The sequence below is a fragment of the Shewanella sp. SM21 genome (genome assembly GCF_025654335.1).
Taxonomy (GTDB): Bacteria; Pseudomonadota; Gammaproteobacteria; order Enterobacterales; family Shewanellaceae; genus Shewanella; species Shewanella oncorhynchi.
The window spans coordinates 34,019-47,806 of the sequence record NZ_JAKKRL010000004.1; the positions used below are offsets into that span (position 1 = coordinate 34,019).

10 protein-coding genes are annotated in these 13,788 nt (G+C 47.3%); 2 read left to right on the forward strand and 8 right to left on the reverse strand.

What is annotated here, in order from left to right; translation table 11 throughout:
* The first annotated feature begins 124 nt into the window (after positions 1–124).
* Entirely contained in the window at positions 125–1,288 is a 1,164-nt protein-coding gene (locus L5L94_RS06300; protein WP_263161990.1) for a multidrug effflux MFS transporter, read from the forward strand.
* Between the two features lie 79 nt (positions 1,289–1,367).
* Here L5L94_RS06300 and L5L94_RS06305 read toward each other — a convergent pair whose 3' ends face one another.
* The 7 genes from L5L94_RS06305 to L5L94_RS06335 all read right to left on the reverse strand — a co-directional run bounded on the left by L5L94_RS06305 (position 1,368) and on the right by L5L94_RS06335 (position 10,655).
* Positions 1,368–4,508: a multidrug efflux RND transporter permease subunit gene (locus tag L5L94_RS06305; RefSeq protein WP_263161993.1), complete on the reverse strand. Its 3,141-nt coding sequence runs from the start codon at positions 4,506–4,508 to the stop codon at positions 1,368–1,370.
* A complete protein-coding gene (locus tag L5L94_RS06310) occupies positions 4,508–5,617 on the reverse strand; it encodes an efflux RND transporter periplasmic adaptor subunit (RefSeq protein WP_028761398.1) in 1,110 nt (369 codons plus the stop codon). The genes L5L94_RS06305 and L5L94_RS06310 overlap by 1 nt, the downstream gene beginning before the upstream one ends.
* A gap of 210 nt (positions 5,618–5,827) precedes the next feature.
* The gene (locus L5L94_RS06315; protein ID WP_263161997.1) at positions 5,828–6,592 is read right to left on the reverse strand and encodes a substrate-binding periplasmic protein; all 765 of its coding nucleotides are present in this window, start codon (positions 6,590–6,592) and stop codon (positions 5,828–5,830) included.
* A 279-nt stretch (positions 6,593–6,871) separates the two neighbouring features.
* Positions 6,872–8,074, reverse strand: coding sequence for a metallophosphoesterase (locus L5L94_RS06320; protein WP_263161999.1), 1,203 nt, complete (start codon positions 8,072–8,074; stop codon positions 6,872–6,874).
* Positions 8,075–8,382: 308 nt separating this feature from the next.
* On the reverse strand, positions 8,383–8,853 hold the full coding sequence (locus L5L94_RS06325) for a nuclear transport factor 2 family protein (protein WP_263162002.1): 471 nt from the start codon (positions 8,851–8,853) through the stop codon (positions 8,383–8,385).
* 2 nt (positions 8,854–8,855) lie between these two features.
* The gene (locus L5L94_RS06330) at positions 8,856–9,545 is read right to left on the reverse strand and encodes a DsbA family protein (protein WP_263162004.1); all 690 of its coding nucleotides are present in this window, start codon (positions 9,543–9,545) and stop codon (positions 8,856–8,858) included.
* Positions 9,546–9,731: 186 nt separating this feature from the next.
* Positions 9,732–10,655, reverse strand: coding sequence for an MBL fold metallo-hydrolase (locus L5L94_RS06335; RefSeq protein WP_131523577.1), 924 nt, complete (start codon positions 10,653–10,655; stop codon positions 9,732–9,734).
* A 281-nt stretch (positions 10,656–10,936) separates the two neighbouring features.
* Between L5L94_RS06335 and L5L94_RS06340 the strand changes: the two genes are divergently transcribed.
* Positions 10,937–11,878: a LysR family transcriptional regulator gene (locus L5L94_RS06340; protein ID WP_131523578.1), complete on the forward strand. Its 942-nt coding sequence runs from the start codon at positions 10,937–10,939 to the stop codon at positions 11,876–11,878.
* Positions 11,879–12,058: 180 nt separating this feature from the next.
* Here the strand turns inward: L5L94_RS06340 and ettA are convergent, their stop codons facing one another.
* Positions 12,059–13,726: an energy-dependent translational throttle protein EttA gene (ettA, locus tag L5L94_RS06345; RefSeq protein ID WP_028761391.1), complete on the reverse strand. Its 1,668-nt coding sequence runs from the start codon at positions 13,724–13,726 to the stop codon at positions 12,059–12,061.
* Positions 13,727–13,788 lie beyond the last annotated feature (62 nt).

Genomic DNA, 13,788 nt, shown 5'->3' on the forward strand with positions numbered 1-13,788 from the left:
TTTGTCTAAGTGTTGTTAGTTGTCACATTTGGATTTTATCTATACTGCGCCATCTTTTACAAGTATGGAGTGACATTTCGGTAAACCAACTCATTTGTTGGAGTGCTGAAATGGACTAAAAATCATGAATATAAAACTCCCTTTAGGGCTCGCTGTGCTGCTAATGATGTTTCCGCAAATTATGGAAACAATCTATAGCCCAGCGTTGCCTAATATTGCAGAACACTTTGCAGTGTCGATTGCTGGCGCATCGCAAACCTTATCTGTGTACTTTATTGCTTTTGCTATCGGCGTATTTTGCTGGGGCCGCTTAGCCGACATTATTGGTCGCCGTAAAGCTATGCTCGCGGGATTAGTATGTTATGCCATTGGCTCTGCGTTAGCCTTGATGGTGAGCGATTTTAGCCTGTTGTTGCTGGCCCGCATATTGTCGGCTTTTGGCGCGGCAGTGGGTTCTGTGATTACCCAAACTATGATGCGTGACAGTTATAGCGGCGAAGAATTAGCCAAAGTCTTTTCTGTGATGGGAATGTCACTTGGGATAAGCCCTGTCATCGGATTGCTATTGGGCAGTATCCTCAGTGCGTATTGGGGATATCAAGGTGTGTTTGCCGCACTCATGGTCTCTGCAATTGTGCTGCTGTTTTTGTCGGTAAAATCTTTACCCGAAACCAAACCCACACATACCCAGAAAATCGCGATAGGCGAGTTAGCGATTAAGATGCTTACCGACAGCGAGATTATTAAGAGCAGCTTGTTGGTGGCGGCGTTTAACCTAATGTGGTTTAGCTACTTTTCACTGGCGCCATTTATGTTTGAGGCGCAAGGCTTATCGACACTCGCGTTTGGTACTAGTGGCTTACTGTTAGGCTTTGGTGCTTTCCTTGGTAGTTATGTTAATAAAATAATGCTGGGTCGAGGCCACACCAGCGCACAACTCGTTCGCTTAGCCAGTGCTATTGCACTTGTCGGTGGACTGGGCATTTGGCTGATCCAATCGACCATTATAGGGCTGGATAATGTTTACTTTTTAGCCCCTATGCTATTGATTGTAATGGCTTACGGTATCGCAATTCCGAACATACTAAGCTCGGCTCTGGCAAACTACCGCACCTATGCGGGCTCTGCTGGCGCACTCTTCGGACTATTTTATTATATTCTGTTGGGGCTAGGTTTAGGCGGCGCGGGAATCATCCACCATTTAGGTATTGTGATTACGTTAAGTGCACTGCTTTGCGTTGGCTTAGGTTTACTTTTAGGCTTAGCCAATAAAGCAAAAAACGCTTAAGACGCAAATAAAAAAGCCAAGATAGTAAGTACCTTGGCTTTTTTTATGTAATTTCTACATTTTGTGTAAGCGTGAAGCGTTAGGCTTTAGGTGCGAGTTCCTGCTTTGCGGCCACCTCTTGGGCCGCTAACTCTTGCGCTTTAATCGCCGCTTCGAGCTTAGCTTCAACATAACCAGGAGAGTGCGTTGTGGCCGAGATTAATCGATACATGGCGGGGATCACCAGTAAGGTCACAAAGGTAGCAAACGCCATTCCGAAGAACACTACAGTACCTACAGCGATACGGCTTTCTGAGCCCGCGCCCGTCGAGAAAATTAACGGTACAGCACCCACTAAGGTGGTGAAGGCTGTCATTAGGATTGGCCGTAAACGACGGGATGACGCATCGATAATGGCTTTATCGAGTTCAAAGCCGCGGTCGCGCAATTGGTTGGCAAATTCGACGATAAGGATACCGTTTTTAGTCACCATACCAATTAACATGATCATGCCTATCTGGCTGTAGATGTTGATCCCTTGGCTGGTGATCAGTAGTCCTAAGAAACCACCGAATACGCCCATAGGCACAGTAAACATCACCACTAACGGGTTGATAAAGCTCTCAAACTGTGCGGCTAATACTAAGTAGGCAACCAGTAAAGCCAAACCAAATACGATAAAGATACTGCTTTGGTTTTCTTTAAAATCTTTGGATTCGCCCGTGTAACCAATCGAAATATCCTTAGGTAATAATTCAATGGCTTTAGCGTCTAGGAACTTTAAGCCTTCACCTAAGGTGTAACCTTCACTGACGTTAGCCTTGAGGGTGATCGATTTTTGCTTATTGGTGTGGCTTAATCTTTGTGCCGAGGCAATTTCTTCTATATGGGTGACAGTATCGAGAGTGACTAATTCGCCCTTAGCTGACCGCATGTAGATTTGGCTCAGATCACCGACATTGTTGAAACTGTTTTCATCACCGCGTAAATACACATCGTATTCTTCGCCTCTATCGACAAAGGTTGTTTCGGTGCGGCCACCCAGCATGACTTCTAAGGTTTCCGATACTTGGTCGACACTGATCCCCAGTTCTGCGGCGCGCTCTTTATCGACAGTAACAATGAGTTCTGGTGTTGTTTCTGCGTAGTCTAAGTCAGCCCCTTCCATCATAGGGCTAGCGTTAGCCTCTTCTTTCAATATCTGCGCCCACTTAAACAGTTCGGCATAGTCCGAACCACCAAGTACAAATTGCACGGGTTCGCTCGATTGCCCTCTAAAGCCTGGCATCATAGGGCGAACCATTACATCTGGGATATCCTTTAAGGCATTGCTAATAATTCCAAGGGCTTGTTGCGCAGTCACATCGCGGTGTTCCCAATCTTCTAGCTGCATGATGACAAAGCCAGTTTGATCGCCAGCACGGCCACCAAAGGCGGGAGCTTGTACGCTGAAGGATCGCAGCACACCTTTACCTAGCAAGGGCATGAGTCTGTCTTCGACTATGTCCATGTTGGCTGTCATACGGTTATAACTGGTGCCTTCGGCGCCTTTAATAAAGGCGAACAACACGCCGCGGTCTTCCTGCGGCGCAAGCTGTGACGGTACTTGTTGCATTAACCAAGCGCTGCCGCCGATACAAGCGAGTATGACTAGCGGTGCGAGTAGACGAAATTTAATCGCTCGTGTCACGGCGACACGATAAACGCTTTCCATGCGAGCAAAGCCGCTGTCGACCCAACGATTAAAGCGATTCGGTTTGACGTTGGCTTTGAGTAATTTACTGCTCAGTACAGGCGTAAGTGTGAGTGCCACTAAGGAGGAGAACAGCACTGACACCGCCAGCATCACGGAGAACTCGGTAAATAGTAGCCCGACCATGCCCTCCATAAAGGAAATAGGGAGGAATACCATCACCAGTACCGCCGTAGTGGCGATAACGGCAAATCCCACTTCGCGAGTACCTTTATAGGCGGCGAGTAAGGGCTCTTCACCTTTTTCGATATGGTGGAAAATGTTTTCGACCACCACAATCGCATCATCGACCACTAGACCGATGGAGAGAATTAATGCCATCAATGTCAGTAGATTAATCGAATAACCTAGCATGTTGGCGGCGATAAATGCCGAGATCAAAGATACAGGAACAGTCACAGCTGGGATTAACGTTGCTCGTGCTTGTCCAATGAAGATATACAGCACGAGTACGACCAAGGCGCCTGTGACATAAAGGGTGCTATACACTTCGTTAATCGAGCGGTCGATAAATACGGTCGAGTCGAAGTCGACCACTAGGCTAGTGCCTTCGGGCAGGAAGTCTTGTACGCGATCAACTTCTTTATGCACTTCTTTGGCAACGAGCAGAGGGTTGGCATCGGACTGGGCAATAATGCCTAAACTGATGTTAACTATGCCGTCGCTTTTGAAGGTCGAGTTTTCGTTTTGTGCGCCAACAGCCACATCCGCCACATCTTTTAAGTAGATAGCCGTGCCATCGCTGGCGGTACGCACCACAAGATAGTCAAAATCTTTCGGCGTGTAGTACAAGCGTTTGGTACGCACCGACATCACTGTGGTGTCGTTGCGCACTTGGCCGCCGGGCGTTTCTATGTTCTCTTTACGCAGGGCGTTAATAATATCCGTGGCGGTGACATTACGTCCTGCCATTTGTTCGGGTCTGAGCTTGACGTACATGACCTTATACAAGCCGCCGGAAATGCTGATAGAACTCACGCCGCTGATTAAGCTGAATTTGTCCTCGAGTACTCGCTGGGCGTAGTCCGTTAATTGAGTGCGGTCCATCACACTCGAGCTTAAGTTCACATAGACAGAGGGTTCGCCGGAGCCGTTGTCTTTTGAGACGACGGGATCTTTTGCATCTTCTGGGAGCCTGCGTTGGGCGCGGGCCACTGCATCACGCACATCGCTGACCCCTTCGGTTAAGTTCCAACCGAGGAGGAATTTAACTGTGATACGTGAGCTACCGTTACGTGTGGTCGAGGTGATTTCGTCAATACCACTGATCCCTGTTAGCTCATCTTCTAAAGTCTTAGTGATCTGGCTTTCCATAATCGCCGCCGATGCACCCGAGTAACTGGTGCTGATGGTGACCACAGGGCTTTCGACGTCGGGCATTTCCCGTATCGACAGTTTAGTGAACGACACTATGCCAAATACACATAGCAGTAAGCTTAAAACGATGGCAACGACAGGGCGTTTAACCGAAACATCGGATAACCACATTATTTCGTCTCCGTTGCTTTAGGACCTGAAAGCTCTGTCGCACGGGCTGAGGCTTTATCATCGAGCGTGACTTCATTGATTTGCAGTCCATCGCGCATATTGACTAAGCCCTGTACCACGACTTTGTCACCTATGTTTAAACCACTTTCGATTAAGACTTGGTTATCGATACGTGCCCCGAGTGTCACTTCTGTGCGGTGGGCAATGTGGTCGGCGCTAACTACGTATACGTAACGTTTAGTTCCTGAATATTCAAGAGCTTGTACTGGCACCATAGGTGCTGAAATCGCAGGGAAGGTGATGGTTGACGACATCATCATGCCCGGTTTTAAGCGTTTCTTCGGATTATCAAATAGCACTCGTACTTTGAGGTTTAAGGTTTCCTCATTGACGCGGGGATCGATAGCTACCATTTTGCCAGTAAAGATTTCATTCGGCCAAGCGCGACTGGTGGCTGATACTTGCATGCCAATACTCAGTTGCGATAGGAAATGCTCAGGCACTTGTAAGTCGAGGCGCATGCTGGACAAATCATCTAGCGACATCAACTCAGTGCCCATGCTGACCATCTTGCCTTCGCTGAAATTAATCAGGCCAGTATTACCCGCAAAAGGCGCTATCAGCGAGTGGTAATGTAAATCTGCTTGGGCGGAAGATAAGCGTGCTTGGGCGATATCAACACTGGCTTTTTGTGCGTCAATCTCGGTTTGGGTAATAGCGTTACGGCTGATCAGTTTTTCAAATTCTTTGAGTTTACGTTTTTCATCATTGAGGAAAGCATTGGCCTCGGCGACGGCGGCTTGGGCTTTCATATCATCGAGTTCGATCAGTAATTGGCCTTTTTTCACCGCTTGGTTTGAGGTCACTGCGACTTGTTTAATCTTACCTGTGACTTGCGGTGCAATGATCACTGCACGTTCAGCCGCGAGTTTGCCGATAAGAGAGATAGATTGCGCTAATGGATATTCAATCACTTCACCCGTGACCACAGGAACGGTACGCATAAGATGTGGCGCGTTCTCGGGTTTAGCCGCTTGAAGGACATCACTAAAACTCACCGCTGTGGCGATAATCGCAAGCAGGGCAATGGCAATAATGGTTTTTTTCATTGTAATTATTATCTCGCGCAAAGGCAGTTTAAAAAGGTAATCGCTCTAATGGCGCTATTCTAGTGAATAACGTACGCCAGTTGGGTAAAAGTTTGTAAAGGTAAGCGAACGAAAATGAAAGAAATTGTGTTTTTTGAGCATTGAGCACAATTCAACGAGAATTGTGCTGTTTTTTTGTGCTGCTATTGCTTTTTAAAAGCTGGACGGACTTTAGGGATGGACTTCAGTTCGCGTCTTTTCAATCGGCGCTTGAGTCGTTTCAACCTGAGGATATTGGCTTAAAATTGCCGCTAATCGTCCATCGCGGCGCATACTCTCTAAACCTTGATTAAAATCCGTCACTAACTGCGGATGATCTGCCACAGCCAAAGAGATCCCTAAATGAAATACCTCAGTCGCTATGGGTTGGCCGATTTGCTCAAAGGCACCCTCATATTCACTTGGTCCTTTTTTAATTAAATACCTCGCTAAGTTATGGCCAATCAAGACTAAGTCAATACGCTTTAAAAATAGCTTTTTGAGATTCATCTCATCCGAATTTCCTTCCTCTGTGGTGAGCCCCGCGGCGAAGATTTCTGGCGGATTAGCGTAACCGCGACCTATACCGATAGTGAAAGGTTTAAGATCTGAAAGTTGACTGAAACTCAGCGGTGAATCTTTACGTTTATAAAACACAATTTGTACGGGTTGGATAGGCGCAGAATATTGGGCCCATTGCTCGCGCTCTTTACGATACCAGAGCCCAATGATGCCATCAGCTTGGCCAGTTTTAACGAGTAAAGCCGCGCGGGCGAAGGGATAAAACTTGAGGCTGGCAGTGTAACCTTTGCGTTTAAAAGCTTCTTTGACGACTTGCGCAACGCCGCCCTGTTCAGGTAAAGCATCGGCATAAAAAGGAGGATAGTTAGTGGCGACTAATTGGAGTTCCCTGCCCGCAAATGCAGAGGGGGATAGAAGCTGAATAGAAACAAGCAAAAGCTAGATAATGTGAGTAATTTCTTCCCCATTTCTACTCCAGCACTTAGGTGAGTCGCACTTGGCTTGAGTATAGTCAGAGTTAATTAGAACAGGCGAACTTATGGATATAAAGATGAGTGCATATTGAGCGCCATACGATTGAGCGTTATGCCGATTTAGAGCCATGGCGGGCGCCCGTTTTACCCTTGCTCATTCATGCCTTATTGCCCCAGCACATTCATGGATTAAGGCGCTAGCTCATTCACGTATTGGGGCAAAAGATAGTAGTGAGGCAGGTTATAGCGAAACCTGCTCACCCTGATACAAACCTCGGCGGAGTTTTCCAGCGTCGATAAGTAACAGCTCACCGGATTTACCATTCTTAATGCTGCTATCTATCGCAATGATTTTATTATGATAAAGCCCAAGAACTTGTTCCTGCGATGTGTGCCCTACGACGATATGATCGACCTTGAAATAGCTCAGTATGCTATCGATATCCGACTCTTTCAGTTCATCTTTAAAGTAGCCACGATACCAAGTTGGACCATTGGTAAAAAACAAAAAGTTGAGTAAATCGTCTTGCTTCAAATCGGCTTTTTTATCATCTAAATGCTGCCGAAATAGTTGGTTAGCATCGCTGATATGTAATTTACGCTCGACCCATTCAGGGCTGATACCGCCGTGCATAAACAAGATATTATTGATTTTGACTAAGGTATGTTTGCTGCGAAGCCATTGGCCTATTTCGGTGTCTTTGTTGTAGAGAGCATCGTAGCTGCGTTTGAGTAAATCTGCCGAGACTTGATAGCGTTCGTTGACGTAGCGTAAGTCGCCGCGAAACACCATTTGCTCGTGATTGCCCATGAGTAGATGTAAGCGTCCGCCCGCAGCTTGGGCTTCTTGGTCTAAGGAATATAAAAACCACAATACTTCATTGACTTGATGACCACGGTCAAACATGTCGCCCGTCATCACCATATGACCGTCACCAAAGGCCCAGTGGTTATCTTTGTTGATAATCTGATGGGCTTTTAGCAAGTTAATCATTACATCAAACTGGCCGTGTACATCGCTAAGGGCGACAATTTTGCTGACATGGGTGAAGGTATCTGGCTCAACCGTGACAGCTTGTGTATGAAGGTGCGGTTGGGGTAATTCACCGCAACTGGCAGGGCGAGTTAACTGCGCCTTCGCAATCGGTGTTTGTTTTAGCTCGCTTTGGCAAATCCAATAGGCTGTGTCTTTTTGAGCATCATCTAAAAACACATAAGGGCCATCGGTGATGCTGCTTTCTTGAATTTTTAACTCTGTATCAGTTTCACTTGCATTGGCCGTCAGTGAGGTTAACGCAAGTGAGGTAAAGGGGAGTGCGGTGACAAGCCATAACAGGGGCGTGAATTTTCTCTGTTGCTTGAGTATCCATTGGCTGGCTCGGCTAAGTCGCGTCATAGATAGCATGATTGGGTGAGCCCCGACTGGCATCGAATTGATTTGCATTAGACCGCATCCTTGTTCTTGTTTTAGTTATTTATTTTGTCATTTTAGACACTTAAGTTGATGAGTCTTCGAACGTGCAGCTTGATGAATTCAATTTCAAGCGCTTAATCCAAACGCTTAATCGCAAGTGCTTAATCTTAAGTACTTAATGTCAAGTGCTCAACCTATTGAAAATACTAAATCATACGGATAAGGCTTATCATCGGCAAGTCGTGAGGCGGGCTAAATTAAACTTGCCCGCCTCATTATTCAGTTATTCCATCATTGCATGTCTATAGTGCATGACTGTCTTTACATGGTATTGGCAGTTACATGGCATTGACGACGGTATAACTATCAACAAACTGCTCGAAACTGACGATTTTGCCGCTGTGTATCTTCCATAAATGGGCGACTCGGGTGCTAAAATGTTTGCCTGTTTTGACATAGGTTCCTGAATAAGTGCCGAAGGCAAAAACCTTATCGCCTTGGGCTACATAGTCTTCTATATCGACGCGATAGTTATCCCATTCTTTTTCGAGGCGGGCGAACACATTGGCGGCTATCGCGCTAAAACCTATGTAAGTGCCCGCATAGGGAAAACCTACCGCCTCTGTCCAGCGTGCGTCATTTGCCAGTGCATGCTCAAGATTTTTAGCATTTTCGGCTGAGCTATGTCCCTCGTAAGTACTTTTGACAAGTGCAAGATTCGCATCAGTTTGCCTTGCTGTTTCGATAAGATTTAACTGAGCAGGCTCACTCACTAAAGAGCTTGTTGGAACACCATTAAGCGTTGGCATGATTACGACTCAAACAGTGCTTCAAGATGGCTTAACCACTGGGCGGGTTGGCCATAAAAGCGGTTGATATTAATGGCGGTGATGTTGCTGTCATCCTCTATAGCCATTGAAGGGAAGCCTTGGGCACCCATCAGATTCAGTAATGCTCTGGATTCAACAATATGCTCATATAGCTTGTCTTCACCTTGGGCATAATGCTGCGCAAAGCCTATAGGGTCGAGCCCAAGTTCAGCGGCTAACCTTGCGAGATTACCTTCATCACTGGCGCTGTGACCATCACGGTAATGGGCCAGTTGTACTGAGTGTAGATAGGCCAAACTGTCGCCACCCATAGCATCGACTGCGAGCATGGCTTTAATAGGAGGCGCCGAGTCGAGTACGATTGTGGTATCGCGCAGCAGACCATCAAAATAGTTTTCCCCAAAAGGTTGTCCAGTTAGCTCGGCAATACGCAGATCGTGGGGCATAACATAGTCGCGCCAGTTAGCATCGATTTGTTTACGTCTTGGGCCCGTGAGCATACCGCCGCCGTGGAGCTTAATGGTAAAGCCTGCTTTTGCAGCGGCATCGAGTAAAGGCGCTGCGGCATAACACCAACCACATAAAGGGTCGATAATGGCGTGCAGAGTGCGCTCTTTGGCCGTTGCTGTGCTGCTGGTTGTGCTAGTTGGATGAGTTGTTGGCTGAGTCATAGTTAAACCTTTTGGCTAAAGTTCGTCGCGACATTAGCGACTTAAGCCCTTTGAGAACATCGATTAAAATAGTTAGGTTGGTACCGTTATTTAGCTAAAAAATGGCACACAATCGCTCACGTGCCTGTCTTTAACTATTTGCACTTAACTGCTTGTATCTAATCGCCTAGATAGATATGGCTGGGCTTACATAGGCCAGGTCATTTCGCCCATGTAAACTTTGGCACTGATCTCAAGCCCTGCATCGGCTGGCATTTGTGGGTATAGCGCCAGCATCTTTTGGATTAATTCGGCTGAATCTTTCGAGGCTTTTGCCGCGATTTCAAAGGCTTTTACATATTCACGGGTAAAACCGATGGCGTGGGTATTAAATCGCGCTTTGCCTAAATAGTGCCCTGGGATCACTGTGGTTGGCAGCAGTTTTTCCATTGCATCTAAATGGGTTAACCATTCCTGACGCTCAGAGGCAGTTTGAGTGTCAGCCATCCAAACATGCGTGTTATCAAATACTTCCACGCCACCTGTTATGGTTTTTGCCGATGGCACCCACAGGAAAGTGTGTTTAGGGTGTTTATCATTAAAACCTTTGATAATCACTTGCTCACCGTCGATAGTAAAAGTGTCACTGTGAATCGCCTTAGGTAACACTAATTCGCTTGGCGCATTATCTTTTAAAATCGGTCCCCAGTAGGCGAGTTTGCCTTCCATTGAGGCTTTAATCGCATCGACTGTGGTTTGAGTCGCGATGATTTGTGCATCGGGGAAATTCTTTTTAATCACGGCTAAACCGAAATAGAAATCAGGATCGCTATGGCTGATATACACCTGAGTCAGCTTTTTACCGCTGGCCTTAATGGTGTCGACCAATGTTTGGGCATCGTTATTTTGAAATTGCGCATCGACTAGCATCATTTCGTGTTCGCCGCTGATAAAGCTCGATGACACGGCAAAGATGCTGTTTTCGCCCGGATTAAAATGGCTCACTTGCAATGGCGCAGCATTGACCGCGCTAAGCCCTGCCAGCAACAAGGTGGCGGCTAGGCTGATTTTAGACGAGGCCTTCAATGTGGCGTTAACTGTGTTACGTATTGCATAGGTCGATGTGTTCATTTGGGGCTCACTTATAGTCACAGGGTGAAAGAGTAAAAGGTTCGATTTAGCATTCATTGATTTGCAGCTGCTGCAAAAAGTGAGTTAAGTATAGGTTGCAATAATCAATAGATAAATGCGAGTATCTGCCCATATTTGTTGCATTAATCGGACGAATGGCTGCCTGTACTATTGCACTCTCAGTTATTAGTTATTAGTTATTAGTTATGTGGGTACGCGAGTATGTCATTGAGCCTTCGAATGATTGAAAGTGAGTGATTGAATGTGAGTGGAGATAAATCATGGATAGACTTGAAGCGGCTAAGGTGTTTGTGACTATTGTTGAGCGCGGCAGCATGATCAGCGCCGCCAATGCCTTAGATATGTCGCGTTCTATGGTGACCCGTTACTTGAGCGAAATGGAAGAATGGTCTGGTGCTAGGTTGCTGCATCGTTCGACACGTAGCCTCAGCTTAACGCCCGCGGGTGAGCAAGTGCTGGACTATTGCCATCGGCTGCTCGAACTGGCTAACGAAGTGCCTGCGGTAAGCCACGCCGCTGTGGCGATTCCGCGGGGATTGCTACGTATTAGTTGCTCCCAGTTTTTGGCGCATCAGATTTTAGCGCCCGTGGTACAGCAATATTTAGCCAGTTATCCGCAGGCGAGCGTGAATTTCCACGTGAGTAGCCAAACCGTCGACTTGGTCGCCGAGCGAATTGATCTGGCTATTCGCATCACCAATGAACTCGATCCCAATCTTATCGCTAGGCGCTTAGGGGAGTGTGAGTCTGTGGTATGCGCCGCACCGAGTTATCTTGCCGCGCGCGCCGCCGTGCTGCATCCCGAGGATTTAACTCAGCATAACTGTTTAACCTATTCCTATTTTGGTGATGTGATGTGGCGGTTTTATAAAACCGATGTAGGGGCGAAACAGGCTCAGGCGCTGAACTCCGATCCTACGTTAAACCAAGGCCAGGCGTTTAATGTGCCTGTGAATGGGAATTTTAGCGCCAATGATTCCATGGTGGTGCTCAATGCTACGCTGGAAGGCGAGGGGATTGCGATGCAACCGCTATGGGCGGCGAAACCCTATTTAGACTCGGGTCAGCTAGTGCCTTTATTAACTGAGTTTAAACCTCAGTCCCTCGGTGTGTATGGCGTGTATCAATCCCGCAAACACATGCAACCTGCACTTAGAGTGATGATGGACATGCTGGTGGCCTACTTTGCCAGCTTGAATTGAAATAGTGCCAGTTTGAAATAGCGCCAAAGTCTACGGCACTCATAGCGTAACTGGATGCCATAAAAAAGGAGCTTAACCCTTTCGAGCTAAACTCCTCAGATTTACACTTGTCTAGATTCTAGATTCTAGATTCTAGATTCTAGATTCTAGATTCTAGATTCTAGATTCTAGATTCTAGATTTACTTTATCATGCGCTTGTATTTCAAGCGGTGTGGCTCAACCACATCGGCGCCATAGGTGTTCTTCAACCATGCCGAATATTCGGTGTAGTTACCTTCGTAGAAGTTCACTTGACCTTCGTCGCGGTAATCCAGAATGTGGGTCGCGATACGGTCGAGGAACCAACGGTCATGCGAAATCACCATAGCGCAACCTGGGAATTCTAGAATCGCTTCTTCCAGTGCGCGCAGGGTTTCAACGTCTAAATCGTTGGTGGGTTCGTCGAGTAATAATACGTTACCGCCTGCTTGCAGCAGTTTGGCTAAATGCACTCGGTTACGTTCACCACCCGACAGAGTGCCGATAACTTTTTGCTGATCGCCACCACGGAAGTTGAAGCGGCCTACATAGGCGCGGCTCGGGATTTCCATGTTGTTGATACGCATGATGTCTTGACCACCGGAGATTTCTTCCCAAATGGTGTTCTTATCATTCATCGAATCGCGGAACTGCTCAACCGATGCCAGTTGCACTGTATCACCCAGCTCAATGCTGCCGCTGTCTGGCTTTTCTGCGCCGGATAACATGCGGAACAGGGTTGATTTACCCGCGCCGTTGGCACCGATAATACCGACGATAGCGCCCTTAGGCACAGAGAACGACAGGTTGTCGATCAATACGCGGTCACCGTAAGATTTGGTCAGGTTATTCACTTCAATAACCTTGTCACCTAAACGTGGTCCGGGCGGAATGAACAGCTCGTTGGTTTCGTTACGTTTTTGGTAATCGTTAGTGTTCAGCTCTTCAAAGCGCGCCATACGGGCTTTGCCCTTAGACTGACGGCCTTTGGCGCCTTGACGTACCCATTCCAATTCTTTGGCAATGGTCTTTTGGCGAGCGCTTTCGGTGGCTGATTCTTGCTTCAGACGGGCATCTTTCTGCTCAAGCCATGAAGAATAGTTACCTTCCCACGGAATACCTTCACCGCGGTCGAGTTCTAAAATCCAGCCAGCGGCATTGTCGAGGAAGTATCTGTCGTGGGTAATCGCGACCACAGTACCAGCATATTCCTGCAGGAAGTGCTCAAGCCACGCCACAGATTCAGCATCCAAGTGGTTGGTGGGTTCGTCCAGTAACAGCATTTCTGGCTTTTCAAGCAGCAAACGACAAATCGCTACGCGGCGACGTTCACCACCGGATAACACTTCGATTTTTTCATCCCAATCTGGCAGACGCAGGGCGTTGGCGGCGCGCTCAAGGACGTACTCTAAATTATGGGCATCTTGGGCTTGGATAATGGCTTCGAGTTCGCCTTGCTCTTTCGCAAGGGCGTCGAAATCGGCATCCGGCTCGGCGTATGCGGCATAAACGGCATCGAGGCGAGTCAGGGCATTTTTTGCCTCTGCTACCGCTTCTTCAATCGCTTCACGCACGGTTTGATTCGGATCGAGTTTAGGTTCCTGCGGCAGGTAACCGATTTTCAATCCCGGCATTGGGCGCGCTTCACCTTCAATTTCGGTGTCGATACCCGCCATAATGCGCAGTAGTGTCGACTTACCTGAACCGTTGAGGCCGAGTACGCCAATTTTGGCGCCGGGGAAAAAGCTTAAAGAAATATCTTTAAGGATCTGCTTCTTAGGCGGAACAATTTTACCCACCCGCAGCATGCTGTAAACAAACTGAGCCATTTTTCTCTATCTTAAGTGACTAATGATGCGGCTAATTCTACTCGATTGCGCGCCGAACTCAA

What these genes read in the sequence shown, in the direction of transcription:
- L5L94_RS06310 (WP_028761398.1), bottom strand. Translation starts at nt 5,617, where the DNA reads ATGAAAAAAACCATTATTGCCATTGCCCTGCTTGCGATTATCGCCACA.
- ettA (WP_028761391.1), bottom strand. Translation starts at nt 13,726, where the DNA reads ATGGCTCAGTTTGTTTACAGCATGCTGCGGGTGGGTAAAATTGTTCCG.
- L5L94_RS06320 (WP_263161999.1), bottom strand. Translation starts at nt 8,074, where the DNA reads ATGCAAATCAATTCGATGCCAGTCGGGGCTCACCCAATCATGCTATCT.
- L5L94_RS06330 (WP_263162004.1), bottom strand. Translation starts at nt 9,545, where the DNA reads ATGACTCAGCCAACAACTCATCCAACTAGCACAACCAGCAGCACAGCA.
- L5L94_RS06300 (WP_263161990.1), top strand. Translation starts at nt 125, where the DNA reads ATGAATATAAAACTCCCTTTAGGGCTCGCTGTGCTGCTAATGATGTTT.
- L5L94_RS06340 (WP_131523578.1), top strand. Translation starts at nt 10,937, where the DNA reads ATGGATAGACTTGAAGCGGCTAAGGTGTTTGTGACTATTGTTGAGCGC.
- L5L94_RS06325 (WP_263162002.1), bottom strand. Translation starts at nt 8,853, where the DNA reads ATGCCAACGCTTAATGGTGTTCCAACAAGCTCTTTAGTGAGTGAGCCT.
- L5L94_RS06335 (WP_131523577.1), bottom strand. Translation starts at nt 10,655, where the DNA reads ATGAACACATCGACCTATGCAATACGTAACACAGTTAACGCCACATTG.
- L5L94_RS06305 (WP_263161993.1), bottom strand. Translation starts at nt 4,508, where the DNA reads ATGTGGTTATCCGATGTTTCGGTTAAACGCCCTGTCGTTGCCATCGTT.